Origin of the sequence: Salinigranum marinum (genome assembly GCF_024228675.1) — an archaeon.
In the GTDB taxonomy this organism is placed as follows: Archaea; Halobacteriota; Halobacteria; order Halobacteriales; family Haloferacaceae; genus Salinigranum; species Salinigranum marinum.
This window is the reverse complement of sequence record NZ_CP100461.1, coordinates 640,141-665,667: the sequence shown is the minus strand read 5'-3', so window position 1 is coordinate 665,667 and position 25,527 is coordinate 640,141. Positions and strand designations below refer to the sequence as shown.

Genomic DNA, 25,527 nt, shown 5'->3' with positions numbered 1-25,527 from the left:
GACCAACGTCCGCGTATGGTAGACGATCTGCGGACGACACTGGAGCGGGTGGGCGACCGCTTCAACCTCGGGGAGTACGAGATCGAGGCGTACCTCGCGGTGCTCGAACACGGCCAACTGACGGCGAGCGAGATCGCGGATCGGACCGACATCCCCCAGCCGCGGGTGTACGACACCGTCCGGTCGCTCTCGGACCGAGGGCTCGTCGAACTCCGGGAGTCCCGGCCGATGAAGATCGTCGCCGTCGACCCCGACGACGCCTTCGGGAGCATCCAGACGTCGCTGACCGAGCTGGTCTCGGAGTTGGAGGCGCGCTACACCGCACCCGCTCGCGACACGGAGGCGGTGACCCTGGTCAAGTCGCGGTCGACCATCCTCCGGTACGTCGAGGAGATCATCGAGACCGCCGAGTACGAACTCGTGCTCTCGCTGACGCCGGATCTGCTTCGGCGGTTCCGCGACGACCTCGCCCGACAGATCGACGCGGGCGTGAGCATCGACCTGCTCGTGACGCCCGCCTCGCGCGCCCCCCACCCCGACGAGTTCGACTACCTCGACGTCGCGACCGTCGCCCGCGCCCGCCGCGGCATCACCACCCCGGTCCTCGCGGTCGCCGACGGCGACTACTCCATCTACGCCACCCAGGACGCGCTCAGGGACGACCGCGACCGCTACGGCGTCATCTTCAACCGCTCGGCGCTCGGCTTCCTCGTGAGCGGCTTCTTCGGCACCGTGCTGTGGACCACCGCCGAGACGCTCGACACCGACGGCAAGCGCCGGCCGTTCCCCCGGCGGTACGCGTCGATCCGCCGCGCCGTCAAGGACGTCCGCGAACTGGAGGGGCCGTTTTACGCCTCCGTCTCCGGCCGCGACGTCGAGACCGGTGAGGCCATCATCATCGAGGGTCGCGTCGAGACGTACACCTTCGAGGACACCGAGGAGGTGGCGTCGTTCGTCGTCGAGACCGACGACGGCCCCGTCGACGTCGGCGGCCTCGTCGCCGCGCTTGAGTCCGTCGAGGCCCAGGAGATCCTCCTCGGCCGCGACGGCGTGCCGGACCGGACGTCGCTGGACTGAGCGGGGCCGACGGACGGCGGACGGTTGCGTCGCGGTGACGTGGTCGACCTCCCCGAGCCGATCCTGTCGGTCACGGCGACCGCGTACGTGGCTCACTGGAAGTGCGATGCCACGCACCACCGCGCCGTGGTTTCGATCGCTCACCACGACGCGTCGGCGTACTATCCATCTCAGAGGACTCCCTCCGGCCGGCCTCAGAACTCGTACAGCGGTTCGCCGCAGTCGGCACAGGCGAGCACGGGCGTCTCTGGGTTGTCGTAGACGCCAGCCGTCCCGCCACAGCACGCTTTCACTGTCGTCTCCTCGACCGTTCCGCCACACACTGGACACGTCTCCAGGAAGAGCCGCAGCGGCGTCGCGGCCCGTGCGGCCGTCAGTGCATCGACGCGGTCGCCCACGGCGGCCACCACGGCCGTGTCGGCGATGGCGTGCGCCCGCGAGAGCCACACCTCGTCGCCCGCCTCGCCGTCGGGCGACCCGTCGTCTCCCGTCTCAGCCGTTCGCGTCACGACGACCCAGTCGCCGTCGCCTTCGACCCGCCCGTCGGCGGGGAACGGGGCGGCCGAGGCGGTCGCCGCCGCGAGTTCCCCCGCCGAGACGGTGCGGAGGCGGTCCATCCCGGCCCCCCACCGCCGACGGATCCCGTCCGCGAGGAACAGATCGCCCGACTCGTCGGCTGTCACGACGCCCGCCTCCGCGAGTCGACGGACGAGCGCGTCGCCGTCGACCTCGTGGTCGCCCGTGAGTGACTCCGACTCCCGACCGCCGTCGGCCCGGGGCGGGTGATCGAAGCCGAGGTCGACCGGGAGTTTCGCGACGAGCCGCGGCGCGAACGCGGGGGTGTACGGAACCACGTAGCCGCGGAGCGCGACCAGCGCGAACCCACAGACGAGCGCCACGGCGCCCAGCGGGATCGAGACGACGCCGAGGAGTCCGGCCGCGACGAGGACCACGGCGGCGTTCACGACGGTACAGGGCCAACACCGGTTCTCGCCGGTGTACGCCGGGCGGCGAAGCGTGGACGGGAGCATGACCGGACGTGCGGCGTGCGGCGGTTTGAACCTGTCTCTCGGCGGGCCCGTCGCGGGGTGGGTCGGCGGACGACGAGCGGGTCTCTCAGCCGACCGGCTTGAGCACGCGCCAGGCGACGCCGGGGCGCAGCAGTGTGGTCGGTGGGCGCTCCATCATGAGCACGCGGACGAACGCGTCCGTCAGCGTGCCGTCGGTGTGTGCGTGTCGGAGGAGTCGCCCCAGATACCAGTTGAAGAAGGCCGCTCCGCGGGGCTCGTCACCCTGCGTCTCCGGAAACCCGAAGTCGGCACCGACCGCCAGCGCCCACGCAACGTCGACGATCGCCGCGGCGCGGTGGAAGAACCGGGGGGCGAGGTCCTCGTGACCGTCCGCCAGGACGTGGTGGAGGACGACGGCTTCGAGGGCGGCGACCGACATACCCTGTGCGTACACCGGATTGAAGCTGGCGACCGCGTCGCCGACGACGAGCAGGCCACGAGGGAACCGATCGAGGTCCTCGTAGCGGTGGCGTCGGCTGGACGGGAAAGGGTACCGCTCGACCGAGTCGGACGCCCACGGGTGTTCGTCGACGAGACGCTGCAGCGCGGGGGTCGGGAGGCTCCCCGCGAACGCCGAAAAGTCCGCTCGGTCGGTCGGGGGGGCCGTCCCGTGGACGCCCTGGAGGTTCACGATCCAGCGGTTCCCCTCGACCGGAGCGGCCATCCCACCGCGGGTCCGGGGCGGTGAGGGCGGCACGAGGTACGTCCGACGGTCGCCGGCGGGTCGGTCGACGAACGTCGTGCTGTATCTCATCTCGATTCGAACCTCGTCGACCGCGGGCCGTGGGTAGCCGTGGGTCGCCAGCCAGGCCGGCGTCCGACTCGTCCGGCCGGTGGCGTCGACGACCAGGTCGGCGGCGAGTTCTTCCGGCCCCGCGTCCGTCCGCACCTCGACGCCCTCGACGGTCGTCCCCGCGTCGTCGAGCACGTAGTCCGTGCAGTGGCACCCAGTTCGGATCCGGACCCCTTCGAGGTCGGAGACGTACCCCCGGACGACGTGTTCGAACAGCGGTCGACTCGCCGAGATCGTCTCCAGCGGCACCGGCCCCTCTGCGAGGAACGCCCCCTCGTTGTAGAAGCCGACGTCGCTCGCGAAGTCGGTCACCACGCCGCCGGCCGCAACGACCGCCTCGCCACAGCCCGGAAAGAGGTCCTCGATCGTCGCTCGCCCGGCCTCCAACAGCGCGTGCGGGTGCCGATCCTGCGGGACGCCCCGGCGCGGGACCGGTTCGTCGGGCAGTCGGTCGCGGTCGACGACCGTGACCGCGGCGAACGCGTCGGCCAGGACGCGGGCCGCGAACAGCCCGGCCATGCTCGCGCCGACCACCACCGCGTGCGCACCCCACTGGGGAACCCGAGCGCCGTCGTACCGCGGGACGGTGCGGAGCGTCACGGCGACCACCCGCGTCGGTGTATCCGTTCGCTCCTGTCCCCGTGACGACTGGTCCGGTCGCCTCCCCGGCGCGGTCCGATGCGGTTCGTGTCATCCATCGCACTCTACACTCGCCCGGGAAGCGACATAGCCGTAATCAGCAGCCAGTTACTGTAATCTATCTTTTACTTCTCGGCGGACGATTCGCTGCGAGTCCGACAGGACGTCCGTCGGCACCCGCTAGCGTGGTGGATCCGGTCCCCGGGTCGCGTCCGGGTCCACGTCGACGACGGTGGCCGTCTCGTCGAGCGTGAGGTGGAGGCGATCACCCCCGTGTGTGACGGTTAGCCGGAGCGAGACCGGATCCGTCGCGAGGAGTTCCTCGCGCCACGCCAGGCCGCGGCTGATCGCCGCCCACGTGCAGGGGACGTGTTCGATCCCGTGGTCGTCGTAAAACGAGACGAGAGCCGGATGGCGAGAGACCGGCGCGTAGCTGGGGCTCCGCCAGGCGAACTTGCACGACTCACAGACGAAGGTGGCGATTCCCAGGAACTGCGAGCCGCAGGCGTCACAGACCCCGTCGCCGGCGTGGTGGTCCGTGCACACCGCGAGCGAGGCGTCGACGGCGGCGCTGCACTCCGGACAGACGCCGTGGACCATCGTCTCGAACCGGTGGATGGAGTAGACGAGGGTCGCGTCGAGGATCTCGTCGGCATCACGGTCGCGGAGCCCCGCGGGCGGGAGGCTGAACCCGAGGATCTCCCCCCTCGCTGTCGCCAGTAGCCCTCGCACACGGTGCACCGCGCCCACGTGGTTCCGTCCTCGTACGTTATCTCGACCGACCCCCCACACCGCTTGCAGGTGATGTCCACCGGCGTCGACGCCAGCGTCGGATCGCCGGTGACTCCGCCGGCGACGACCGCACGGACGATCCTGAGCCCGGGCGCGGCCAGTTCGTACCCGCCCTCCGACCGGCGGACGAAGTGATCGGCCAGTTTGCTCAGGTGGTAGTTGAAATTGCCCGTGTCGTCGACGCCGACCCGGTCGTAGAGGTCAGAGAACGAGACCGCGTTGTCCGTCGCGTACGGGTCGTAACAGTCCCAGAGCGCCTGCAGGATCCCGATTCGCGTCTCGTTCCCGAGGAGCGCGAACACGCGGTCCGGCGAGTGCGCCAGCGACTCCCCGTCGTCCACGTCCACTGTCATGTGTACACGTACCACGAACGGGCGAATAAATCCCACTCCCCACACCCTCTCGTCCGGTCGATCACCTCCCGGCGACGAACCCGACGCCGTCTCCGGGCCGATCTCAGTCGTCGAGGCGGACCGAGCGCCCCTCGGCCGACGAGCGGTAGATCGCGTCGATGACACGCTGGACCGCGAGTGCCTCGTCCACCGTGTTCCGGGCGAGCGTCCCCGCCTCGACCGCGCGGACGAACGCACGCTGTTCCTCTCGGTGAGTCACCGACTCCTGCGTGTCGACGGTCGCCGTCGAGAGGTGGTTGGCCCCGCCGACGCCGCCGTCGTACACCGTGAGTTCGTGGCTGTTGCGGTCGAGTCGCGCCCCGGCCTCGGTTCCCCGAACGACGAACTCGTCGGTGTTGGGACGGTTCGCCGCCCACGCGACTTCGAGCGAGACCGTCCGCCCGTCGGCACACCGGATGAACGCCGACGCCGAGTCCTCGACGTCGAACCCGCCCGGCCCCTCGTCGGTCCCCCACTGCCGGAGGAACGTGTAGTCGTCGCGGGTGCCGAACTCCGCGCGGGTCGTCCCCGACACCTCGACCACCTCGGGGAAGCCGAGGAAGTACAGCGCGAGGTCGATGGCGTGGACGCCGATGTCGATGAGCGCGCCGCCGCCGGCGACGTCCTTCGAGGTGAACCACGAGCCACGGCCGGGGATGCCGCGGCGGCGGACGTAGTTGGCCTCGACGTGCGTCACGTCGCCGAACCGTCCCGCCCGGAGGTCGTGTTTCAGCACCTCGACCGGGTTCGAAAAGCGGTTGTTGAAGCCGACCATGCAGATCGCCTCCGCGGCGTGGGCAGCCTCGACGATCCGTTCGGCACTCTCGACCGTGTGTGCGAGCGGCTTCTCCAAGAGGACGTCGACGCCCGCCTCCAGCGCCGCGACGGCGTACTCCTCGTGGAACCGGTTCGGCGTCGTGACGATGACGGCGTCGACCACCGAGAACAGCTCCGCGCGGTCCTCGTACGTCTCCACGTCGTACTCCTCGGCGAACGAACGGCGCGCCGTGGCGTCGATGTCGAGTCCTGCGACCACGTCGGCGGCGTCGACGTCCCCGAGGAATTCGGCGTGATAGCCGCCGATGTTCCCCAACCCGATGATTCCGATCCGAACCAGTCCGTCGTCTTCGGCGGTCATGCATCACCCGATACGGGCGTGGTGGTTACGTGTTGCGTGTTCGTCGCCCCGTGTCAACACTTCTCGAAGAGTTCGCGCCGTCGGGTGGCGACGCCGTCAGTACAGCTGCCGTTCCTTCTCCTCGCGTTCTTCTTCCTTCTTCTTCTCCTCTTTCAGCCGCCGCCGCCCGCGCACGTACTGTCTGCCCTTGGGGATGTAGATGTTCTTCACGTCCATGAGGAACCGGACGATGCCGTACGCCCAGAAAAAAAACAGCAGGGTCATGCCGCCCAAGAAGAGGTACCCCTCTTGCGTGACCATGGCCGGCGTTGGGTCGGGCGATACTTATATGTCGGTCATCGGATCGGCGAGCGGGACGGCGGACGCCACGGGTGCGACGGACACGAACGACCGTTACAATATTTTACTCAATATCGAGTTAATTCTTCGGAACGCTTATTACGAGCGGCGGCGTACCGTGAAATATGAGCCAGACACCAGTACAGAACCAGAAGCAGCGACAGTCCGGTCTGAACAGCGTGCTCGTCGCGCTCGGCCCGAGCGACGCCGACCGCGTCGAGCGCCTCGCCGAGGAAGCCATCGACATCGCGGGTCCCGCCGACGCGACCGTCGTCATCGGCCACGTGTTCACCCGCGAGGAGTTCGATGATCGCGTCGACGCGCTCGGCTTCGACCGCGAGGCCGCCGAGGTCGACCCCGACGACGTCGCGGGCCGGTACTCGTCGGTCCGAGAACTCGTCGCCTTCCTCGACGAGGCCGGCGTCGCATACGAGATCCACGGCCTCGTCGGCGACTACGCCGACGGCGTCGTCGCGCTCGCCGAAGAACGCGACGCCGATCTCGTCCTCGTCGGCGGCCGCAAGCGCTCGCCGACCGGCAAGGCCGTCTTCGGCAGCGTCGCCCAGGAGGTCATGCTGTCGGCCCCTTGCCCGGTGACGTTCGTCCGCGCTGACACGAAGTAAGACGCTCCGGCTCGACCCTCCCGTTTTCGGTTCGGAAGCCAGCCCGATAGCGCCGCCTACGGGCGGCTCCCCAGCTCACGTCCTCATGAGCGCGCGGTCCCGTGGGCGTGGTCCCGCCGTGGTGGGACGGCCGTGCCGCTCGACACGTTTTATCTGTCGCGCCGCGAACCACGCGGCGTGATCGTCGTCGCCACTGCCGACTTCGAACTCTACCACGAGGTCGTCGCCGAACTCCGCGACCGGGGGACCGTCTTCACCACGGTCGAACCCGGTGATCCGCTCCCCGACCGGGCGCGCGTCGTCGTCGTCTCCCCCGACGACCTCGACGCCGTCGACGTCCCGACGGGGACCGAGCAGGTGGTCGCGAGCGGCGACGACGCGCGGCGGGCGGTGGACGAGGCGCTGGCGACACTGCGCGGCGGCGGGGGCCGGACGGTCGTGGGCGTCGACCCCGGGACGCGACCCGGGATCGCGGTCCTCTCCGGCGAGGTGGTCGTCGCGGCGTTCCACGTCCCCCTGGCGGAGACGGTCGACACCGTCCGCCGGGAGATCGACGGCGAGGTCGACCCCCTCGTCAGGATCGGCGACGGGGCGCGGCTTCAGGGGGCACGCATCGTCAACGACCTCGACGACGTCCCGGTCGAACTCGTCGACGAGACCGGGACCACTCCGTATCTCGGCACCGGTGCACGCGGGATGGGCGACGTGCTCGCGGCAGTGAACATCGCCCGCCTCGACGGCGAACGCGTCGACTCCCGGGAGATCGAGCCCACGGCGGGCGAACTCCAGCGGATCAAAGACGAGTCCCGGCAGCGGTCGGGCGGGGACCGCACGATCGACGAGGAACTCGCGCGGCGCGTGGCGTCGGGGGAGCTGAACGTCGACGAGGCGCTCGACGAGCACGCCGGGAATGCCGACACCTGAGCCGCCGCGCGTCCGCCCGTCACACGGAAAGTCCCGCCGCTGCGATGCCGACACGCTCATCAGGGCTCCCGCGCTACCAACTGCCGAATGCCGCCCACCGCCGTCGCGTTCGACCTCGACGACACGCTGGCGGTTCCGACGCGGGATCGCCGAACCATTCTCCGCGAGGCCGCGCAGGTCGCGGGCGCGCCGCCGCTCTCCCGGCAGGCGTACCTCGCCGCCCACGCCGACTGTCTCACCGAGGAGACGCGCGAACCCATCTTCGCCGCGTTGCTGTCGGACCACGACACGTCTGCGTCGCCCGCCGCGGTGGCGCGCGCGTACCGCGAACTCACCGCCGAGGCGCTCAGACCCGTCCCCGGTGCCGAGCCCCTGCTCGACCGCCTGCAGGGGACGTACCGCGTGGGCCTGCTGACGAACGGTCCCGTCGTCGCCCAGCACGACAAACTCCGGGAACTCGGCTGGAGCGGAGCGTTCGACGCCGAACTCGTCACTGGCTCGCTCGCCGCGGGCAAGCCCGACGCCCAGGCGTTCGAGGCGCTGCTCTCGGAACTCGACACGGCCCCCGCGGAGACGGTGTACGTCGGCGACGACGTCCACGCCGACATCGAGGGTGCCGCCGGCGTCGGGATGGTCCCGATCCAGGTGCTGTTCGAGGGGAGCGCCGACCCTCACCCCGAGGCGGCCGCGTTCGTCGACCGCGACGAGCTGGCCACGGCGCTCCCGGGGGTACTGGACGAACTGTAGTCACGGCGCTCCCGGACGCTTACCCGCGGCGCTCGGCGTCCCCGACCGCCGCGACGACCGCCTCGAACACGGCGACGGCCCGCTTGACCGCGGCCCCGTCCTCGACGAAGACGAGCGTCCTGGGTGGCCGGACCGCCTTCGGGCGCACCCGCAACCCCTCGGCGTCGCCGGTCGCGGCGGCGACGTCCTGCGCCGCGACGAACTCCACGCGGGCGCGGTTGGGCTGGACGAAGACGACCGCGAGCTCTCGGACCCCGGGCGAGTCGTCGGCGTCGTCGGTGTCGTCGGCGTCTTCAGTCGACCCGCCACCGTGGAGCGTGACCCGGTAGGCGTACGCGCCCTCCGGCGTGGCCGCGGCGTCGCGGTCGGCGTCACCCACCGCGACGGCCGCGAGTTCGTCGCCGAGGCCGTCGAGTTCCGAGGCGAGCAGTTCGGCGATGCGTCGGCCGTCCGTGAGGCGGTCGTCGACCATTACTCCCCCACGAGCGACCGCCGCACCTCGCCGGTGAGGCCCCCGAGGTCGATCCCGCGGCGGCGGGCGGCGAGGACGGCGGCGGTCTCGATCGTCACCCCGAGTTCGTGCTGGAGGCGGTTGACGGCCGCGACGGCCTCCCGTTTGTCGACGCCGTCGGCGACGAGCGTCCCGAGGAGGCGCTCGAACAGCGACTGCGACTGGAGGATCGACTCGTCGGGGACGAACCCGTCGGGGATCTCGACCGCGCCGGGAGTGAACGTCGCCACCAGGTCACCCCCGTCGCGTTCGAGGAGGCCGCGGCCGGCGGCGATGTCGATGAGACGTTTCGCCTGGTCGGGCGAGAACCACTCGCGATCCAGCGAGAGCGCGACGACGAACTCGCCCTCCCCGAGGCGGTCCGTCCCGTGCTGTCGGAACGGCGTGGCGACCGTCACCTCGATACTCATACCCACCACCGTCCGTGCGAGGCGGTTAACGGTTGTGCCTCGGCCGAGACGACGCTGTGGCGTGTTCGCACGGCACGATCGAGAGGGGTGAAGTCGTGCGATTCAAGTAGTCGCTGGCTCTCTGACCACGCATGAAGTACCAGGGACGCTCCACGACGAAGCGGACGGGCGGTCGGATCAAACCCTCGCGGAACAAGCGCCGGTCGGAACTCGGCCGCGAACCCAGCGAGACGACCGTCGGCGAGCCGCGGTTCCAAGTTGTCGACGCCCGCGGCAACGGCACCAAGACGCGCGCGCTGTCGACGAACGTCGCACAGATCGCCGACGGCGACACCGCCGCGGAAGCGGAGATCCTCGGCGTCGAGGACAACCCCGCGAACGTCAACTACAAGCGACGGAACATCATCACGAAGGGTGCCATCATCACGGTCGACGTCGACGGCACCGAGCGGACCGCGCGCGTCACCTCGCGTCCCGGACAGAACGGCCAGGTCTGCGGCGTCCTCGTCGACGAGTAACGGACAACGGACGTGGTCGGCGGTCGGCCCGGCCGGTCTCTTCTCCTGTTCGGTCGCGCGCCGGAGGCGGCGTTGGGATGCAGTTCGAACCGGATTCGGATCAGAGAGCCCGCGGCACGGTCGTCGACCGGAGCGACGCGAGAACAGTCGAGAGCGGCACGGCGGAACGCGCGTAGTGAGACGAGACGTCTGCGGAGGAGCCTACGGCGTCGGCGCGGCCTTCTGCAGCGCCGTCTCGGCGATGTTGCCGCCGTAGTCGGCGCTTCGGGAGACCGAGTCGACGATGAGCCCGAGCACCTGCGCGCGGGCGGGGTCGAGGTCGCGCAGGTGTTCGTCGATGCTGCGTGCGCGCTCGTCGATCGCCTGGACGGCCTCGCGCGTCTCGTTCGCGAGGCGGGTCGCCTCCGAACTGTCCTCCTCGAACAGCGCGTCCATGCCGCCGTTGACGACGGCGGCGGCCTCCTCGTGTAGCTCTTCGAGCGCCGCGGTGATCTCCTCGGGCACCGGCCGTTCGAGGTTCAGCGTCAGGTGGGCGATCTTCGTCGCGTGGTCGGCGATGCGTTCGAGCTGGCGGGCCGCCGACTGGTAGTCGAAACACATCTCCCGGGGGAGGCCGAGTTCCTCGGCGGCCTTCGGCGTTCGGAGCGTGGCGCGGAAGATGCGCGAGACGACCATCCAGAGCCGGTCGACGTCCTCGTCACGCTGGATGACGTCCCGGGCCATGTCCTCGTCGAGGTCCTTCAGTGCCGCGAGGGCGTCCTCGAGCATCGATAGCGCGATGAGGCGCATCCGGGTGACGGCGTTGTGGATCGAGAGCTCGGAGGAGTCGAGCAGGTCGCGGATGACGACCCGGTCGCGCGTCTCCTCGAGTACCTCCAGTCCGACCAGGCTCTGAGTGGCCTTCCGGATGGTCCGGCGCTGGTCGGTCGTGATGCGCGCGCTCTCCAGGGCGATGATGTCGAAGCCCGAGACGTACATCGTCATCACCGCGCGCGTGAGTTCGTCGCCGGAGAGGTCCGTGACGTCGAGCGTCCCCTCGGTACGTTCTTCCTCGGATCGCGGCGTCAAGAACAGCGAGTCCCCCTCGGGGTAGAACTCGACCTCACTGCCGGCTGAGACGCCGTTCTCTGTCGCCCACCCTTTCGGGATCGACACGGTATACGTCGACCCGCCCGTGACCTGGACCTTGCGCGTTTCGACCATGTCGTCCGGTGGTCGGCACTCCACTATAAATTTGGCTATCGATATATATCAACCCGTCTCGGTGGGTACTCTTCTCGTCATGTGGGTTTTGATCGTCACGACAGGGGTCGGAACCGACGAAGTACGGAGACGCGCGATCGGGCGAAATCGACGTCTGGGTGGCTCTTGGCGGTGTAATTCGTCTATACTTATCAATCGTTCACGATACCGTTCACCACTAACCAATACTCAAACATAGAACTATATATCTATATTAGTAGAGTATTTACTTCACACTCGGCTCACCACAGACGATGACACACGAGGGCGATTCCGTCTCGCGGCGCAGGTTCGTGATCGGTGCTGGTGCGGTCGGTGCGGCCGGCCTCGCCGGCTGTACGCGACAGAACACGGGCGGCGGCTCGGGCGGATCGTCCGGCGGGTCGGACGGATCCGCCGGCGAGGATGAGACGGCGGCGTCCGACGGCGAGCTCTCGGGGCCGATCGACATCGCCGGCTCGTCGACGGTGTTCCCGCTGGCGACCGCGTTCAGCGAACTGTTCAAAGAGGAACACCCGGACGTCGAGTTCAGCCTCCAGTCGACGGGCTCCGGCGGCGGCTTCCAGAACTTCTTCTGCGTGGGCGAGACGGACTTCAACAACGCCTCCCGGCCCATCTCGCCCGAGGAGGAGGAACTCTGTGCGGGGAACGACGTCGAGCCCGTCGAACTCACCGTCGCCACCGACGCGCTCACCGTCGTCGTCAACAACGACAACGACTGGGCGGAGTCGCTCACCGTCGAGCAACTGCGGGAGATCTGGTCCGCCGAGGAGCCGCCGACGACGTGGTCCGAGATCGACCCCGAGTGGCCCGACGAGGAGCTCGAACTGTTCGGCCCCACCGACGCGTCGGGGACCTACGACTACTTCATCGAGGCGGTGCTCGGCGAGGAGGGACCGGGCCACCGCCAGGACTACTCGCCGACCGAGCAGGACCGCACCATCATCCGGGGAGTGGAGGGCTCGCAGTACGCGATGGGCTACCTCGGCTTCGCGTACTACAGCCAGAGCGCCGACCAGGTGAAGGCGGTCGCGATCGACGACGGCGACGGTCCCGTCGAACCGTCGCTGGAGACGGCGAAGTCCGGCGAGTACACGCCGCTGTCGCGACCGCTTTTCACCTACCCCGCGACGGCCTCGCTCGCCGAGGAGCAGGTCGCCGCCTTCGCCCGCTTCTGGATGGAGAACACGACCAACGAGGAGGTCGTCGCGAACGAGGTCGGCTACGTCCCGCTCGACGAGGAGCAGCAACAGGCACAGCTAGACGCGCTCGAAACAGCCATCGAAGCCGCACAGTCGAACTGAGCCGGGGTCCGGAGACCGACACACGAATAACGAGGCTTTTCAGTAGGCCACATACGATATATAGCTAAATGAGCACCGACGACATCACGAACGACCTCACGCGGAACACGGAGAACGCACCGCAAGAGCTCCTGACACGCTCGTTCTTCTTCCTGTGTGCGGCGCTCTCGATCGTCACGACGATCAGCATCGTGCTGTTGCTCGTGACCGAAGCGGCGAAGTTCTTCACCGTCACGGCACCGCTCATGGGTATCGAGGGGCCGACGGCGTCGATCGTCGACTTCCTCACCGGAACGACGTGGCAGATCAACAACAACGAGTTCGGCGTCCTCGCTCTGGTGTCGGCGACCCTGATGATCACCATCGGATCGGCGATCGTCGCGCTCCCGCTCGGGGTCGCCACGGCGATCTACCTCAGCGAGTACGCAAAGCCCCAGCATCGGGCCGTTCTGAAACCGGCGCTCGAGGTGCTGGCCGGCATCCCGACGGTCGTCTACGGCTTCTTCGCGCTCATCTACATCACCCCCGCCATCCAGACGGTGCTCCCGGGAGTCGGGACGTTCAACCTCATCTCGGCGAGTCTCGTCGTCGGCATCATGATCATCCCGATGGTCGCCTCCATCAGCGAGGACGCGATGTCGGCGGTCCCCGACGAACTCCGACAGGCCGGCTACGGCATGGGCGCGACGAAGTTCGACGTCTCGACGGGCATCGTCGTCCCCGCAGCGCTGTCGGGAATCTTCTCGTCGTTCATCCTCGCGCTCTCGCGGGCCATCGGCGAGACGATGGCCGTCACGGTCGCCGCGGGGTCGCGCGCGCAGTTCCTCAATCCGCTCAACCCCGCCGCGTACCAGGAGGGTGCGCTTCCGATGACCGCCGCGATGGTCCAGCTCCTCCTGGGAGACATCACCGGCGGCGGGCTCGCGTACCGCAGCCTGTTCGCCATCGGCCTGACACTGTTCGTCATCACGCTCGTCATGAACGTCATCAGCGACTTCGTCGCCCAGCGCTACCGGGAGGAGTACTGAGATGGCCACCGGGAGCGGGGACCTCATCGAGGGGTTCGGTCAGGTCGACAAGACCGTCGGCACCGTCTTCCAGTACGTCCTGCTGGCGGCGACGATGTTCGGGCTCGTCACGCTCGCCGTGCTGTTGGTGTTCGTCGCCAACGACGCGATCCAGCCGCTCACCGCCGACCCCGGCTGGCATCTGGCGTTCTTCCTGACGCTCGTCGTCCCGACGCTCGCGGTCGTGGGCTCTCTCGCCGTCCGTGACTCGTCCGCGCTCACCTTCGGGGTGATGGCCGTCAGCCTGCTCGGCGTCAGCCTGCTGTTCAGCGGCGGCGTGGCGATGGTGTTCATCGACATCGTCTCGCCGGTCACGTGGTTCGGCTACCTCTTCGCCCTCGCGGTGCCATCGGCGCTCGTCGTCGGTCTCGAACGGACCCGACGCCTCCCGTTCACCGTCAAACTCGGGCTCACGACCGTCCTGTTTTACCTCTCGCTGTTCGGCCTCCCCGGCCCCGCCGGTGGCGTCGTCGGCGCACCGACGCTGGTCCCGAGCGTTCCGGCGGTCTTTTCGACCCTTCCCGTTCTCCCGGTCGACTGGGTGCTGCTCGCGGGCTCGATCGGGCTGATCGCCGCGGCCGCCGTCGGCCTCTACGCGAAGACCCTCCGTGACGGCCGCGTCGGCGCGCTCGCCGGCGTCGGGACGCTCGCACTCGTCGCGGGGTGTGCGGTGGCCGGTCCGTTCGTCGGTATTGACCCCGTCCCGGCGACCGTGCTCGCGAGTGTGACCGTCGTGCCCACCCTGGCGTACACGATCGGCGGCGCGGTCTCCCGGCCCGCGGACCGCCCCGGCCTGCTCGTCCCCGTCGTCGTCGTCGGTGGTGCGCTGGTCGGCGCGCTCGTCGTCGAGACGATGGGCTACGCGGGCCCCCAGTCGTGGGTCGACTGGCAGTTCCTGACGAGCCCACACAGCCGCAACGCCGTCGACGCCGGTCTCTACCCGGCGATCGGCGGCTCGATCCTGCTGATGATCACCGTCGCCATCCTGGCGTTCCCCCTCGGCGTCGGTGCCGCGGTCTACCTCGAAGAGTACGCGCCGGACAACCGCTTCACCCGCTTCATCGACGTCAACATCTCGAACCTCGCGGGCGTTCCGAGCGTGGTGTACGGCCTGCTCGGCCTCGGCGTGTTCGTCACCTACCTCGGCCAGCCGACCGGGACGGTCGCCATCGGCGGAGCGACGCTCGCGCTGTTGATCCTCCCGATCGTCATCATCTCCTCGCGCGAGGCGATCCGGAGCGTTCCGAACGACCAGCGACAGGCCTCCTACGGCATGGGCGCGACCAAGTGGCAGACGGTGCGGCGGGTCGTCCTCCCGCGGGCGTTCCCGGGGATCCTCACGGGGACCATCCTCGCGCTCGGCCGCGCGATCGGCGAGACCGCGCCGCTCATTATGATCGGCGCGCCGACCGTCGTCTTCTCGCTCCCCACGGAGTTCTCCGCGAAGGCCAGCGCGATGCCGCTGCAGGTGTTCGCGTGGGCGAGCCTCTTCGCCAGCGAGGACTTCTACACCCAGGCCGTGCCTGCGGGCGTCGTCGTCCTGGTGAGCGTCCTGCTCGCGATGAACTCCATCGCGATCGTCCTCCGGAACAGGTTCCAAACCGAACAGTAACCGACTAGTATGACTGACGAAGAGACACAGACGACGATGGCCGAACGGACACACAACGAAACCGCGGACCCCTCGGACGACGACATGCTCGTTCAGACCGACGTCAGCGAGAGCGTCGAAGGGGGGAGAAGACCGCCGACGGAGACGGTTATTCGCGCCGAGGACATCAACGTCTACTACAACGACGTGCAGGCGCTGTCGGACATCTCGCTGGAGATCCCCGAGAACCGCGTCACCGCGATGATCGGTCCGTCCGGCTGCGGGAAGTCGACGTTCCTCCGGTGTATCAACCGGATGAACGACCTCGTCGACGCCGCGCGCGTCGAGGGCAACCTCTACCTCCGCGGGAAGAACGTCTACGACCGCGACGTCGACCCCGTTGCACTCCGACGGCGGGTGGGGATGGTGTTCCAGAAGCCGAACCCCTTCCCGAAGAGCATCTACGACAACGTCGCGTACGGGCTGGAGATCCAGAACAAAGGGGGCGACTACGACGCCATCGTCGAGGAGTCGCTCAAGCGCGCCGCCCTCTGGGACGAGGTGAAGGACAAGCTCCACGAGTCCGGGCTCGACCTCTCGGGAGGCCAGCAACAGCGGCTCTGTATCGCCCGTGCCATCGCCCCGGACCCCGAGGTGTTGCTCATGGACGAGCCGGCGTCGGCGCTGGACCCCATCGCCACCTCGAAGATCGAGGACCTCATCTCAGATCTCGCCGAGGAGTACACGGTCGTGATCGTCACGCACAACATGCAACAGGCCGCCCGCATCTCGGACAAGACGGCCGTGTTCCTCACCGGCGGCGAACTCGTCGAGTTCGACGACACACAGAAGATCTTCGAGAACCCCGCGAGCCAGCGCGTCGAGGACTACATCACCGGCAAGTTCGGGTAGCTCACGTCGTGTCCCCGCGCTGTCCGTCGCTCTCCCGTCACCCGTCGCTTCACCTTTTGCTCTCGCCCGGCGTCGGCCCACCAATCCGTCGGTCGGGGTGGTCACCACGCGTCCGTCCCCGGTAACCAAACAGTAATCCGTCGCTCCGGACAACCGGGTGACATGCCCCGCGACGCGTATCAGGAGGAACTCGCGACGCTCCGCGACGACGTCGTCGAGTTCGGAGCGACGGTCTCGGCGCGGCTCGAAGACGCGCTCGTCGCCATCGAGACGGACGACGACGGCCTCGCCACCGCGGTCATCGACGGTGACGAGGAGATCAACGAGCGGTATCTCGAACTCGAATCCCGCTGTGTCGACCTCTTCGCGCTCCAGCAACCGGTCGCCGGTGACCTCCGGTTCGTCACCGCCTCGTTCAAGATCATCACCGAACTCGAACGCATCGGCGACCTCGCCACGAACCTCTCGGCGTACGTCCACTCGGTCGCAGAGCCGCATTTCCCGGAGATGAGTCTCCTCGACGTGGGCCGGCTCGCCCGCCAGATGGTCGACCAGTCGCTCGACGCCTACGCGACCGACGACGAACGCCTCGCCGCGACGGTCGTCGAGCGCGACGACGAACTCGACGGCCTCTGCGAGCGCGTCGCCGAGACCGTCGTCCGCGACCTCGTCGAGACCACGACCACGTTCGAAGGCGAGGAGATGCAGCGGCTGCTCACCGAGGTGAACCGGCTGCTACTCACGCTCCGGGACATCGAACGCGTCGGCGACCACGCCGTCAACATCGCCGCGCGGTCGTTCTACATGGTCACGAACCGGACGACCCACCTGTACTGATCGCCGGCCCGGTCTCCGTATCCTGCGGACCATTGCAATAAATAGGCCTAAATAGCAATATTGTTCCGTGGGAAAGGGTTTTATCACCGGACCGACTCGACTCGCGTATATGGCCCGCCAGCAGTACCAGTCCCGCCTCCAGGGACTCCGCGACGACGTCCTCTACATGAGCGAACTGGTCGCCGAACAGCTCCGTCGGGGGCTCGACGCCCTCGACGAGAAGGACGAACGCCTCGCCCAGGAGGTCATCGAGGGCGACGGCGAGATCAACCGCCTCTACCTCGAACTCGAGAGCGAGTGCATCGACCTCATCGCGCTCCAGCAGCCGGTCGCCGGCGACCTCCGCTTCATCGCCTCGTCGTTCAAGATCATCACCGATCTCGAACGCATCGGCGACCTCGCCACGAACCTCGGCGGCTACGCGCTCTCCGCGGAGCGCGAGGCCTACCCCGAGGTCGACATTAGACAGATCGGCGACGCGACGCTCGAGATGGTCGAGCAGTCGATGGAGGCGTACGCGAACGAGGAGACCGACCGCTGTTTCGCCCTCGCCGAGCGCGACGACGAGGTCGACGCGATGTGTCAGGCAGCGAGCCAGACCGTCGTCCGTTCGCTCCTCGAAACCGACGCCTTCGACGAGGAGAGCGTGGTCGACGAGACGTTCCAGGACGTCTCACGGCTCTTTCTCACGATCCGCGACCTCGAACGCGTCGGCGACCACGCGGTCAACATCGCCGCCCGGACGCTGTACATGGTCGAACAGAACGACGAACTGCTGTACTGACGCCGCATCGCCGCCGGCCGAGCGGTTCGGTCGCGCGTGACTCGCGGCGAACCTGGACGAACCGACGGCGCTCGCGGCGTGACGGAAGCTATAACGACCCGCCGCGGCAACCCCCGACCGTACATGAGTCAGGAGGACAGCGAGCGCCCGCCGGATCGAATCGCTGGCCGACCGCTGGACGACGCCGTGGACGCGGTCGTCGCCGAGGACGACGCGCGCGACCCCTCCGAGGTGCGCGGGACGCTGTCACACGTCGCCGAGGACGGGATCGTGACGACCGACGCCGTCGACGAGGCGCTGTCGTACCTCTCGAACGTCGTCTCGACCCCCGAGACCCGCGCGGAACTGGCCGCGATCGAGCTATCGGACGCCCGCGAGGCGGCCGAGCCGGTCGCGGACCTCGACACCGTGCAAGCGCGCCTCGACGCGTTCGCGGCGCGGCTCGACGCGGTCGAGGCGCGGCTGCCCGAACTCGGGGCGGACCTCAGGGCGCTCGTCGCCGACGGCGCGGCGCACGACGATCTCTACGAGACCGCAGCCGAGATCCGGCGGCTCACCGTCGCGGCCAACACCGTCCAGGGGGCCGCCGACGAACTCCAGGTCGACGTCGAGGAGTTCGAGCGGTGGCTCGCGGATCCGACAGTGCGGTTCGAGGCGTTCGCCGAGGAACTGGACGCCCTCGACGGCTCGCTCGCCGACCTCGCCGAGGCCGTCGGATCGGTGACCGACGCCGAACGCGGGGCACACACGGTCGACGAGGCCGAGCCCGCCGTCGCGTGGGCCGACACGACGCTCCGTCATCGGTCTGTCGGGCTCCTCTTTCCCGACCTTCGGGCGGAGCTCGCGGACCTCCGCGTGTGGAACGAGCGCGAGGGCATCGACGCCGCCGACCGAACCGCCGACCTCGAACGTCGACTCGACGACCTCCACGACCGATGGCAGGCGACGGGCGACCGCCTCGACGACGTCGCCCGGCCGGCGTGGCGCGAGCGGTTCGGGGACCGGCTGTCGGCGTTCGAGGCCGCGCTCGACGCGTTCGAGCCGCCGATCGACTGGGGGACGGTACAGACGGAGATCGACGAACACCGGGCGGCCATCGACGAATCGACGTAGCGACCGTCGGAATCGTCGGAACCGTCGTCGAGGCATCTGGCGGTTCGACCGAAACGAAGCCGTCGCGTTCGACGGCGGCGACCCACTCACAGGTTCTCGGTCCGCGTGCGTGCCCGGAGCGCAACGTCGGCGACCGCTGCCCCGTAGTCGAGCGTCCGCACGAACGAGTCCAGCGTCCGCGCGACCGCGATCGCGTCGGCGGCGTCGGCGAGGGCGTCGGTCCACTCGTCTGTCAGCGTATCGTCGAGCGCGTCGAGCCGTGCCCGCGCCTCGTCGCGAGCGTCGAGCACACGGTGGACCGCGTCGAAGTCGCCCCCGTCGAGGACCGCGCCCGACGCGTCCTCGACGACCGTTCGGGCCGTGTCGGCGGCCGCTGCCACGTCGTCGGCGACCCCCTCGGGCAGGGGCCGGGAGAGCCGTCTCGTCGCCCGGGCGATGCCGACGCCCTCGCTGGCGACCGCCCGGAGCTGTCGGGCGGTCTCGTAGTAGTCGAACAGCTCCGGGCGGGTGGTCCCGAGCCGGTCGACCTCTTCGAGCGAGATGAGCGCGCGGGTGAAGTGACGCGACACCATCTCGAACAGTCGGTCGGCCTCTGACTCGCGTTCGCGGAGCCGGTCGTACGCCTCGTCGTTCGCCTCGGTGAGCGACGCGGTCGCCCGTCTGTGGATCGAGAGCGCGACGAACTGCAGCTGGACGACGGACTGACGGACGGAGACGTCCGACGCGTCGAGGAGGTTGCGCACGGTCAGTTCGTCGTCGCGTTCGTCGACCACCTCGGTGCCCACGAGCCCCCGCACCATCGCGTTCACCGCGCGGCGTTCCGCTGGGGTGAACGACGCGTCGGAGACGAGCGTGACGCTCTCGAACCCGACAGCCTGGGCCGCCCGGAGCGCCCGTCGAGCGCGGTCGGGTCCCTCTCCGTCGACCCCGATACGGACGGTAGCGAGGTTGCCGCCGTCTTTCGCGTGGCTCCGGACGACGATCGAACCGTCGAGGTGGGTGTACAGGTTGACCGCCGTCCCCGCTTCGAGCCCGTGGGTGGTGGCCCACTCTTTCGGGATCGAGACCGTGTACGTCCCCCCGCCGACCCGCTGGAGCTTGCGCGTCTCCATTGTCAGTCGCCGGCCCCTCCCGAGCCAGTCGGTCCCGCGCGACCGGACGCGACGACGGAGCGGCCGCTCTCACCGCGGCCGCGACTCTCACGCTGCATCGGACTCACCCGAACTTGCCGCTGATGTAGTCCTCGACGCGCTGGCTCTCGGGGTTCTCGAAGATCTTGTCGGTGTCGCCGTACTCGACGAGTTCGCCGCCGGTGAGAAAGACCGCGGTCTGATCGGAGATACGCGCGGCCTGTTGCATGTTGTGTGTGACGATCACGACCGTGTACTCCTCGGCGAGCTCGTGGATCAGATCCTCGATCTTCGAGGTGGCGATGGGGTCCAGCGCCGACGCCGGCTCGTCCATCAGGATGACGTCCGGGTCGACGGAGAGACACCGCGCGATACAGAGTCGCTGCTGCTGGCCGCCGGAGAGGCCGAGCGCGTTGTCGTCGAGTCGGTCGTGGACCTCGTCCCACAGCGCCGCGTCGCGGAGACAGCGCTCGACGAGTTCGTCCTCTTCGTCCTCGTCCGAGCGGCCGAGCACTCGCGCGAGGAGTCCCGTCTCCAGGTCGCCGTGCTTGCGGGGGCCGTAGGCGATGTTGTCCCGGATGGACTTGGGGAACGGGTTCGGCGACTGGAACACCATGCCGACGCGCTTGCGAAGTTCGACGAGGTTCACCCCATCCTGGTAGATCTCGTCCCCGTCCAGCGTGACGGAGCCGTCGATCCGCGCCGCGCCGATTCGGTCGTTCATCCGGTTGAGACACCGGAGGTACGTCGACTTGCCGCAGCCGGACGGACCGATGAGCGCGGTGACGCTCCTTTCAGGGATCTCCATCGAGACGCCCTTCAGCGCGTGGTCGTCGCCGTAGTAGACATCGAGGTCCTCGGCGACGAGCTTCGCCTCGCCCTCGAAGTCGTAGTCGATCCACTCCGCTCTCGTTCGTTCGTCGGTCTCGCCGGCCGTCGTCTGCAGGGGCTGTTCAGTCTCGCGTTCGGTCTCGCGTTCGGTCTTCGAATGTGTGGTTTCGCTCATGGGTCGTGGTCACTCGTGTCGGAGCTTGCTCCGGAAGTAGTATCTCGCGCCGATGCCGACGGCGTAAAACGACAGGACGACGATCAGGAGGACCAGTGCCGTCGCCCATCTGAAATCGTCAGGGCTCGCGACACTGTCGCCCAGGCCGACGCCGGCGGTGATGAGCGCGAACAGCTGGTACGGCAGCGCGGAGGTCGCCTGGAGGAGTTCGGGGTTCGCCACGAACGGCGGGGCCGCGGTAAACTCGAACCCGCCGATCACGTCGACCGTCTGCCCGCCGGGGACGAACGTCCCGCCGGCCATCGTCAGGAGGATCGGTGCGGTCTCGCCCGCGATGCGGCCCACCCCGAGGATGACGCCGGTGACGACGCCCGGCAGCGCCGCCGGGAGGACGACGCTCCTGATCGTCTGCCACTTCGACACCCCGAGCGCCGCGCTGGCGTCGCGGTACTCGTCGGGGACGGCGATCATCGCCTCGCGGCTCGTGATCACGACGAGCGGGAGGAGCATGAAGCCGAGCGTGAGCATCCCGGAGAGCAGCGACTTCTGGTTGCCGAACCGGGGGACGAGGAAGGCGAATCCGAACAGGCCGAAGACGATGCTCGGCGTGCTCCACAGGCCGTTGGTGGCGACCTCGACCGCCTGCGTGAACCGCCCGCGTTCGGCGTACTCCGTCAGGAAGACGGCGGCCCCGACGCCGAGCGGGACCGCGAAGAGCACGGCCCCGACGACCAGCCAGAACGTCCCGACGATCGCCGGCAGGACGCCCTGGAAGTCGTTCAGGAGCGCGACGCCGTTCATCACGAACGGGATCGAGACGGGCACGGAGAAGGTGAACCCGAGGATCGCCGACTCCGGCCCGACGCCGAAACCGACCTGCACGCCGGTGAGCAGCCCCGGGAGTCCCTTGAACACGGTGAACGCCAGGAGGACAAAGAGGAACGCGACGATCGAGATGGCGTTCAGATAGACCAGCACGTACGCGCCCAGGTGGCGACCGCGCGCACCGAAACCACCGTACGCCTTCGCCGCGGCCCAGCCGGCGAACAGCGCGCTAAACAGCGTCACGACCGGGATGACGAACTCGGCGGTGAGCGATGCCTGTTGCTCCCAGCCCAGGTTCCAGATCCACGTCGGGCCGACGACGCCCGTCAGGAACGCGACGCCGGCGACCAGCGGCAGAGCCCCGATCGGGACCGTCGACCCGACGTCCTCCCGCGGGAGGACCGTGGCCAGTAGCGCGAGTATCCCGACGAGGAGCCCGGCGACTGCGCCCCCGGTCGCACCCAGGCCGAGCGTCTCCGAGGCGACGCCGCCGGCGATCAGGAACCACGGAACGGCGGCGGCGAAGCCGGCGACGAGCCCCGCACTCGCTCGTGGCTGCGTCTCGACGTAGCCGAGCCGCGAGCCGACGCCGAACGACATCACCCCACCCCCAAGCAGGACGAGCAGCCCGCCGAGCAGCGTCACCGTCGGGACGCCGCCGATGGGTTCACTGATCGTCACCAGCTCGAACAGCGCTGCGAGCGAGAGCGCGAACAGGACGGCCGAGACGCCGATCGCCACCGCGGCGACCGCGTCCGTGCCGGAGGTGTCCTGGTCGACGAGCTTCGTCCCCGCCGCGCCCGCCATCAGGCGTCACCTCCCAGCTTGCGGCGCATCCGCCACTCGATGTACTGCGCGCCGATCGAGATGACCAAGACGGTGATGAAGAGGATCACCCCGGCGGCGAACAGCGCGTCCATCTGCAGGCCGTCCGCCTCGCCGTAGTTGCGGGCGATGAGCGAGGTGAGCGTCTCCTGGCCGTAGAAGACGTTCGCCAGCGGCTCCGTGAGCCGCGGGACCCCCCTGAGCATCACCGTGGCGGCCATCGTCTCGCCGATGGCGCGCCCCACCCCGAGCAGGACCGCGGCCGAGACGCCGGAGAACGCCGCCGGCAGCGTGATCGACGTCATGGTCTGCCAGTCGGTCGTTCCCATCGCCAGCGAGCCGCTCTTCATCGACTCGGGGACCGACGAGAGGGCGTCCTCGGCGACCGACACGACCGTCGGGAGCGCCATCAGGCCGACGACGATCCCGACGAAGAGGTACGTGCCCTGGCCGGTGAGCTCGAACTGGTCGGAGGCCCACGGGCTGAGGATGGTAAAGCCGATGAAGCCGTAGACGATGGAGGGGATCCCGGCCAGGATCTCGACGCCGGGCTTGACGAACTCGCGTACGACCGCGGGGGCGATCTCCGAGAGGAACAGCGCTGCCGCGACCCCGAGCGGTGCCGCCACGGCCGTGGCGATGACCGTCACCATCACGGTCCCGTGGATCATCGGGACCATCGAGTACCGGATCGGGCTCGAGACGGCGTCCCACCGAGTCTCGACGAACAGCCGCAGGCCGGGAACGCCCACGCCGAAGACGGTGGCGGTCTCGTACTGCACCACCGGAACCGCCTCGATGAAGATGAAGACGATGATGAGCCCGAGGATCAACAGCGTCGACATCGTGGTCGTCAGGGTCAACACGAGCGCGGTCTCCTCCTGGTGGCGGAGCCAGCCGTACCCCGACGCGGCGACGAAGACGGCGAACGGGGCGACCGTCAGCGACGAGACGACGAGGAAGCCGACGAACGTGGCCAACAGCGAGAGTGCTATCACTGCGACGGTGGCGAGCGCCCCCGGCTCCGTCTCCTCGACGAAGTCGCGTCCCCGGCCGAGTCGGCGTCGCGCCGCCGCCAGCAGATCGGTACCGTCCTGTTCTGTGACTGATGCCATGGTGTGAACGAATCTGTGTATGAGTGGTCAGAAAACGGGAACCGGGATCGACGAGTTGCGGCGTCCGTCCGGCCCGATCAGGCCATCAGCGGTTCGAGCTTCTGCCGCTCGCTCTCGATGTCGCTCGTCGGAAGCGGGATGTAGTTGTTCTGCTCGACGAAGACGGTCTGGCCGAACGTGCCGAGGAACATGTTGAGGAACGCGGCCTCACGGGCGTCCGTGCCGCCGCCGTTGGGGTTCGAGTCCTCAATCAGCGTGTACATGTGGAGGTCGCGGTTGAGCGGGTAGTCGCTGTCGAAGATGGTGTTCTCCGCGTCACGGTCTGGCTCGTACAGCGTCCCATCGAAATCAATGCCGATCGGGACGACCGTCTCGCTGGTGAACGCCAGCGCCATGTACGCGATTGCACCCTCGTTCTGGGAGACGAGCTGAGCGACCTGCTGGTTCTGGCCCTGGCGGGTGTCGACCTCCATCGGCGCGTCGGCGTCGCCGAGCATGTTGAGACGGAACGAGGTGTCAGTCCCCGAGCCCTCGGCACGGGCGATCACGTAGATCTCCTTGTCGTAGTCGATGCCCTCGAGCTCGCTCCAGTTGCTGACCTCGCCCTGGTAGATCTGGCGGACCTGCTCGCCGGTGAGCTGACTGACACCGGCCTCGATGACGTCGGAGCTGACGACGACCGGCTGGCCGTCGCGGCCAACGACGTGGTCGACGACGGTGCTGTCACGCTTCTCCTCGCTCCAGTCGAGCTCGGCCGTGATGGGGCCGGAGGAGTTACCGATGTCGACCAGGCCGTCGACGACGGCCTCACAGCCGGTCCCCGAGTGGCTCAGGCCGACCGTCGTCGGGAAGGGCGGCGAGGAGCGCTGCTCGGTCGGCTCGAAGCCGAACTGCTGGGCGTAGTAGTCCGCGATGAGCATGTCCGTCTGGATCTCGTCCCAGCCGGGGACGGTGCTCTCGGAGTTCGAGCCCCAGTACTCGCCGTCGCTCGGCGGCGCGTTGGAGTTCCAGTAGGAGCTCCCCTTGTTCGAGATGGGGTACACCGTTGAAGAGCCCTCGGCGGTGAGCAGCGACGTGCTCGACGAACTCGAGCTCGACGCCGTCTCGCCCTCCATCGACTCTCCGCCGCTACTTTCCGTGTCCGCACCGCCACTGTCGCCGCCACTGCCGCCGTCGCCACCCGAATCCGACTGCCCACTACAGCCCGCGAGGCCCGCTGCCCCGACAGCTCCGGTCGTCGCAATGAACTTACGCCGCGATACCCGGTCACTCAGACGATTGCGGTCGTCCGTCATCACGTGGACGAACCGGAGATTCAATTAAAGCGGTTTATAATACCCCTCTCACCCGCTCCGCAGTGTTCCGGGGATATAGATACTCCTAGAAGCAGTACGTTCCAATCAGAGCGTTCGATAGTCACCCGTGCAGTATATATCTTGCATCGGATCGACGACCGGGGCCGATCGTCAACGGACCACCCCGGTGCTGACCCGTAACGGTTGCAGTGTCGGAGCGCCAACCAGGGTGTGTCATGTCGAGAGACGACAATCCGATCGACCTGGCCGGGAAGCAGGCAGCGTACATCACGAACGAGTGGACCGACGACCCCGCGATCATGCAGACGCAGGCGCTGTGTTACGTCGGCCTCCAGCTCGAACGCATCGCGAACGCGCTCGAAGCGAACGCAGGCGAGGCGTCCGACCGGGACGGATAGCCGCGTTTCTCGGTGCTTACCGTCTCTTCACGACCGCGAGAACGCGGATGCGGACGCGGACGAGTCCCGATGGGTAGGGTAGTGGAGCG

27 protein-coding genes and 1 pseudogene are annotated in these 25,527 nt (G+C 68.5%); 14 read left to right on the top strand and 14 right to left on the bottom strand.

Going from position 1 to position 25,527, the window contains the following annotated elements; translation table 11 throughout:
- The first annotated feature begins 15 nt into the window (after positions 1 to 15).
- Positions 16 to 1,077, top strand: a complete 1,062-nt coding sequence (gene trmB / locus NKJ07_RS03155) for an HTH-type sugar sensing transcriptional regulator TrmB (protein ID WP_318569143.1) — start codon at positions 16 to 18, stop codon at positions 1,075 to 1,077.
- A 194-nt stretch (positions 1,078 to 1,271) separates the two neighbouring features.
- Here the strand turns inward: trmB and NKJ07_RS03150 are convergent, their stop codons facing one another.
- From NKJ07_RS03150 to NKJ07_RS03140, 3 genes are all read right to left on the bottom strand, one after another.
- Positions 1,272 to 2,108, bottom strand: a complete 837-nt coding sequence (locus NKJ07_RS03150; protein ID WP_318569142.1) for a DUF8054 domain-containing protein — start codon at positions 2,106 to 2,108, stop codon at positions 1,272 to 1,274.
- 85 nt (positions 2,109 to 2,193) lie between these two features.
- Positions 2,194 to 3,540 (bottom strand): FAD-dependent oxidoreductase, encoded by a 1,347-nt coding sequence (locus NKJ07_RS03145; RefSeq protein WP_318569141.1) that lies wholly within the window; start codon positions 3,538 to 3,540, stop codon positions 2,194 to 2,196.
- A gap of 219 nt (positions 3,541 to 3,759) precedes the next feature.
- On the bottom strand, positions 3,760 to 4,320 hold the full coding sequence (locus tag NKJ07_RS03140) for a DUF7351 domain-containing protein (RefSeq protein ID WP_318569140.1): 561 nt from the start codon (positions 4,318 to 4,320) through the stop codon (positions 3,760 to 3,762).
- Between the two features lie 63 nt (positions 4,321 to 4,383).
- Between NKJ07_RS03140 and NKJ07_RS03135 the strand changes: the two genes are divergently transcribed.
- On the top strand, positions 4,384 to 4,506 hold the full coding sequence (locus tag NKJ07_RS03135; RefSeq protein ID WP_318569139.1) for a hypothetical protein: 123 nt from the start codon (positions 4,384 to 4,386) through the stop codon (positions 4,504 to 4,506).
- Here NKJ07_RS03135 and NKJ07_RS24370 read toward each other — a convergent pair.
- The 3 genes and pseudogenes from NKJ07_RS24370 to NKJ07_RS03125 form a co-directional block, all read right to left on the bottom strand.
- Positions 4,497 to 4,724: pseudogene (locus NKJ07_RS24370) on the bottom strand (winged helix-turn-helix domain-containing protein); the annotation flags it as partial. The gene NKJ07_RS03135 and the pseudogene NKJ07_RS24370 overlap by 10 nt on opposite strands.
- Before the next feature lie 103 nt (positions 4,725 to 4,827).
- Positions 4,828 to 5,901, bottom strand: a complete 1,074-nt coding sequence (locus NKJ07_RS03130) for a Gfo/Idh/MocA family protein (RefSeq protein WP_318569138.1) — start codon at positions 5,899 to 5,901, stop codon at positions 4,828 to 4,830.
- A 96-nt stretch (positions 5,902 to 5,997) separates the two neighbouring features.
- On the bottom strand, positions 5,998 to 6,201 hold the full coding sequence (locus NKJ07_RS03125) for a DUF8005 family protein (RefSeq protein ID WP_318569137.1): 204 nt from the start codon (positions 6,199 to 6,201) through the stop codon (positions 5,998 to 6,000).
- A gap of 164 nt (positions 6,202 to 6,365) precedes the next feature.
- On the opposite strand from NKJ07_RS03125, the gene NKJ07_RS03120 reads away from it, so the two are divergent.
- The 3 genes from NKJ07_RS03120 (at position 6,366) to NKJ07_RS03110 (ending at position 8,534) form a co-directional block, all read left to right on the top strand.
- A complete protein-coding gene (locus tag NKJ07_RS03120; protein ID WP_318569136.1) occupies positions 6,366 to 6,863 on the top strand; it encodes a universal stress protein in 498 nt (165 codons plus the stop codon).
- 177 nt (positions 6,864 to 7,040) lie between these two features.
- On the top strand, positions 7,041 to 7,787 hold the full coding sequence (locus NKJ07_RS03115) for a hypothetical protein (protein ID WP_318570526.1): 747 nt from the start codon (positions 7,041 to 7,043) through the stop codon (positions 7,785 to 7,787).
- A gap of 87 nt (positions 7,788 to 7,874) precedes the next feature.
- Complete coding sequence (locus NKJ07_RS03110; protein ID WP_318569135.1) at positions 7,875 to 8,534, top strand: HAD family hydrolase; 660 nt, start codon at positions 7,875 to 7,877, stop codon at positions 8,532 to 8,534.
- A gap of 19 nt (positions 8,535 to 8,553) precedes the next feature.
- Here the strand turns inward: NKJ07_RS03110 and NKJ07_RS03105 are convergent, their stop codons facing one another.
- Positions 8,554 to 9,006: a DUF7993 family protein gene (locus NKJ07_RS03105; protein ID WP_318569134.1), complete on the bottom strand. Its 453-nt coding sequence runs from the start codon at positions 9,004 to 9,006 to the stop codon at positions 8,554 to 8,556.
- Positions 9,006 to 9,455, bottom strand: coding sequence for a DUF2240 family protein (locus NKJ07_RS03100; RefSeq protein ID WP_318569133.1), 450 nt, complete (start codon positions 9,453 to 9,455; stop codon positions 9,006 to 9,008). Before NKJ07_RS03100 ends, NKJ07_RS03105 begins: the two co-directional genes overlap by 1 nt.
- Before the next feature lie 131 nt (positions 9,456 to 9,586).
- Here NKJ07_RS03100 and NKJ07_RS03095 point away from each other — a divergent pair, with 131 nt between their 5' ends.
- Positions 9,587 to 9,973, top strand: coding sequence for a 30S ribosomal protein S8e (locus tag NKJ07_RS03095; RefSeq protein WP_318569132.1), 387 nt, complete (start codon positions 9,587 to 9,589; stop codon positions 9,971 to 9,973).
- A 201-nt stretch (positions 9,974 to 10,174) separates the two neighbouring features.
- On the opposite strand, the gene NKJ07_RS03090 is transcribed toward NKJ07_RS03095, so the two are convergent.
- Positions 10,175 to 11,176 (bottom strand): phosphate uptake regulator PhoU, encoded by a 1,002-nt coding sequence (locus NKJ07_RS03090; RefSeq protein WP_318569131.1) that lies wholly within the window; start codon positions 11,174 to 11,176, stop codon positions 10,175 to 10,177.
- Positions 11,177 to 11,469: 293 nt separating this feature from the next.
- Between NKJ07_RS03090 and NKJ07_RS03085 the strand changes: the two genes are divergently transcribed.
- The 7 genes from NKJ07_RS03085 (at position 11,470) to NKJ07_RS03055 (ending at position 18,823) form a co-directional block, all read left to right on the top strand.
- Entirely contained in the window at positions 11,470 to 12,519 is a 1,050-nt protein-coding gene (locus tag NKJ07_RS03085) for a PstS family phosphate ABC transporter substrate-binding protein (protein ID WP_318569130.1), read from the top strand.
- A 68-nt stretch (positions 12,520 to 12,587) separates the two neighbouring features.
- Complete coding sequence (gene pstC, locus NKJ07_RS03080; RefSeq protein ID WP_318569129.1) at positions 12,588 to 13,547, top strand: phosphate ABC transporter permease subunit PstC; 960 nt, start codon at positions 12,588 to 12,590, stop codon at positions 13,545 to 13,547.
- A 1-nt stretch (position 13,548) separates the two neighbouring features.
- Positions 13,549 to 15,198 carry a phosphate ABC transporter permease PstA gene (gene pstA, locus NKJ07_RS03075; RefSeq protein ID WP_318569128.1) on the top strand — a complete coding sequence of 550 codons (1,650 nt, stop codon included), beginning with the start codon at positions 13,549 to 13,551 and terminating at the stop codon, positions 15,196 to 15,198.
- A 9-nt stretch (positions 15,199 to 15,207) separates the two neighbouring features.
- Entirely contained in the window at positions 15,208 to 16,089 is an 882-nt protein-coding gene (pstB, locus tag NKJ07_RS03070; protein ID WP_318569127.1) for a phosphate ABC transporter ATP-binding protein PstB, read from the top strand.
- A gap of 162 nt (positions 16,090 to 16,251) precedes the next feature.
- Positions 16,252 to 16,926, top strand: a complete 675-nt coding sequence (gene phoU / locus NKJ07_RS03065; protein WP_318569126.1) for a phosphate signaling complex protein PhoU — start codon at positions 16,252 to 16,254, stop codon at positions 16,924 to 16,926.
- 109 nt (positions 16,927 to 17,035) lie between these two features.
- On the top strand, positions 17,036 to 17,710 hold the full coding sequence (phoU, locus tag NKJ07_RS03060; RefSeq protein ID WP_318569125.1) for a phosphate signaling complex protein PhoU: 675 nt from the start codon (positions 17,036 to 17,038) through the stop codon (positions 17,708 to 17,710).
- Positions 17,711 to 17,833: 123 nt separating this feature from the next.
- Entirely contained in the window at positions 17,834 to 18,823 is a 990-nt protein-coding gene (locus NKJ07_RS03055; protein WP_318569124.1) for a halo transducer protein, read from the top strand.
- Positions 18,824 to 18,909: 86 nt separating this feature from the next.
- On the opposite strand, the gene NKJ07_RS03050 is transcribed toward NKJ07_RS03055, so the two are convergent.
- The 5 genes from NKJ07_RS03050 to NKJ07_RS03030 form a co-directional block, all read right to left on the bottom strand.
- A complete protein-coding gene (locus tag NKJ07_RS03050) occupies positions 18,910 to 19,935 on the bottom strand; it encodes an AbrB/MazE/SpoVT family DNA-binding domain-containing protein (RefSeq protein ID WP_318569123.1) in 1,026 nt (341 codons plus the stop codon).
- A 103-nt stretch (positions 19,936 to 20,038) separates the two neighbouring features.
- Positions 20,039 to 20,959, bottom strand: coding sequence for a phosphate ABC transporter ATP-binding protein PstB (pstB, locus tag NKJ07_RS03045; protein ID WP_318569122.1), 921 nt, complete (start codon positions 20,957 to 20,959; stop codon positions 20,039 to 20,041).
- A gap of 9 nt (positions 20,960 to 20,968) precedes the next feature.
- The gene (pstA, locus tag NKJ07_RS03040) at positions 20,969 to 22,591 is read right to left on the bottom strand and encodes a phosphate ABC transporter permease PstA (RefSeq protein WP_318569121.1); all 1,623 of its coding nucleotides are present in this window, start codon (positions 22,589 to 22,591) and stop codon (positions 20,969 to 20,971) included.
- On the bottom strand, positions 22,591 to 23,724 hold the full coding sequence (pstC, locus tag NKJ07_RS03035; RefSeq protein WP_318569120.1) for a phosphate ABC transporter permease subunit PstC: 1,134 nt from the start codon (positions 23,722 to 23,724) through the stop codon (positions 22,591 to 22,593). Before pstC (NKJ07_RS03035) ends, pstA (NKJ07_RS03040) begins: the two co-directional genes overlap by 1 nt.
- A gap of 77 nt (positions 23,725 to 23,801) precedes the next feature.
- On the bottom strand, positions 23,802 to 25,019 hold the full coding sequence (locus NKJ07_RS03030) for a PstS family phosphate ABC transporter substrate-binding protein (RefSeq protein ID WP_318569119.1): 1,218 nt from the start codon (positions 25,017 to 25,019) through the stop codon (positions 23,802 to 23,804).
- Between the two features lie 236 nt (positions 25,020 to 25,255).
- Here NKJ07_RS03030 and NKJ07_RS03025 point away from each other — a divergent pair, with 236 nt between their 5' ends.
- Entirely contained in the window at positions 25,256 to 25,438 is a 183-nt protein-coding gene (locus NKJ07_RS03025) for a hypothetical protein (RefSeq protein WP_318569118.1), read from the top strand.
- The last annotated feature ends 89 nt before the right edge of the window (positions 25,439 to 25,527 follow it).

Excerpts from the sequence above, each read along its gene's own strand:
- trmB (WP_318569143.1), top strand. The coding sequence starts at position 16 with ATGGTAGACGATCTGCGGACGACACTGGAGCGGGTGGGCGACCGCTTC.
- NKJ07_RS03150 (WP_318569142.1), bottom strand. The coding sequence starts at position 2,108 with ATGCTCCCGTCCACGCTTCGCCGCCCGGCGTACACCGGCGAGAACCGG.
- NKJ07_RS03135 (WP_318569139.1), top strand. The coding sequence starts at position 4,384 with ATGTCCACCGGCGTCGACGCCAGCGTCGGATCGCCGGTGACTCCGCCG.
- NKJ07_RS03130 (WP_318569138.1), bottom strand. The coding sequence starts at position 5,901 with ATGACCGCCGAAGACGACGGACTGGTTCGGATCGGAATCATCGGGTTG.
- NKJ07_RS03125 (WP_318569137.1), bottom strand. The coding sequence starts at position 6,201 with ATGGTCACGCAAGAGGGGTACCTCTTCTTGGGCGGCATGACCCTGCTG.
- NKJ07_RS03120 (WP_318569136.1), top strand. The coding sequence starts at position 6,366 with ATGAGCCAGACACCAGTACAGAACCAGAAGCAGCGACAGTCCGGTCTG.
- NKJ07_RS03110 (WP_318569135.1), top strand. The coding sequence starts at position 7,875 with ATGCCGCCCACCGCCGTCGCGTTCGACCTCGACGACACGCTGGCGGTT.
- NKJ07_RS03105 (WP_318569134.1), bottom strand. The coding sequence starts at position 9,006 with ATGGTCGACGACCGCCTCACGGACGGCCGACGCATCGCCGAACTGCTC.
- NKJ07_RS03100 (WP_318569133.1), bottom strand. The coding sequence starts at position 9,455 with ATGAGTATCGAGGTGACGGTCGCCACGCCGTTCCGACAGCACGGGACG.
- NKJ07_RS03095 (WP_318569132.1), top strand. The coding sequence starts at position 9,587 with ATGAAGTACCAGGGACGCTCCACGACGAAGCGGACGGGCGGTCGGATC.
- NKJ07_RS03090 (WP_318569131.1), bottom strand. The coding sequence starts at position 11,176 with ATGGTCGAAACGCGCAAGGTCCAGGTCACGGGCGGGTCGACGTATACC.
- NKJ07_RS03085 (WP_318569130.1), top strand. The coding sequence starts at position 11,470 with ATGACACACGAGGGCGATTCCGTCTCGCGGCGCAGGTTCGTGATCGGT.
- pstC (WP_318569129.1), top strand. The coding sequence starts at position 12,588 with ATGAGCACCGACGACATCACGAACGACCTCACGCGGAACACGGAGAAC.
- pstA (WP_318569128.1), top strand. The coding sequence starts at position 13,549 with ATGGCCACCGGGAGCGGGGACCTCATCGAGGGGTTCGGTCAGGTCGAC.
- pstB (WP_318569127.1), top strand. The coding sequence starts at position 15,208 with ATGACTGACGAAGAGACACAGACGACGATGGCCGAACGGACACACAAC.
- phoU (WP_318569126.1), top strand. The coding sequence starts at position 16,252 with ATGCCCCGCGACGCGTATCAGGAGGAACTCGCGACGCTCCGCGACGAC.
- phoU (WP_318569125.1), top strand. The coding sequence starts at position 17,036 with ATGGCCCGCCAGCAGTACCAGTCCCGCCTCCAGGGACTCCGCGACGAC.
- NKJ07_RS03055 (WP_318569124.1), top strand. The coding sequence starts at position 17,834 with ATGAGTCAGGAGGACAGCGAGCGCCCGCCGGATCGAATCGCTGGCCGA.
- NKJ07_RS03050 (WP_318569123.1), bottom strand. The coding sequence starts at position 19,935 with ATGGAGACGCGCAAGCTCCAGCGGGTCGGCGGGGGGACGTACACGGTC.
- pstB (WP_318569122.1), bottom strand. The coding sequence starts at position 20,959 with ATGAGCGAAACCACACATTCGAAGACCGAACGCGAGACCGAACGCGAG.
- pstA (WP_318569121.1), bottom strand. The coding sequence starts at position 22,591 with ATGGCGGGCGCGGCGGGGACGAAGCTCGTCGACCAGGACACCTCCGGC.
- pstC (WP_318569120.1), bottom strand. The coding sequence starts at position 23,724 with ATGGCATCAGTCACAGAACAGGACGGTACCGATCTGCTGGCGGCGGCG.
- NKJ07_RS03030 (WP_318569119.1), bottom strand. The coding sequence starts at position 25,019 with ATGACGGACGACCGCAATCGTCTGAGTGACCGGGTATCGCGGCGTAAG.
- NKJ07_RS03025 (WP_318569118.1), top strand. The coding sequence starts at position 25,256 with ATGTCGAGAGACGACAATCCGATCGACCTGGCCGGGAAGCAGGCAGCG.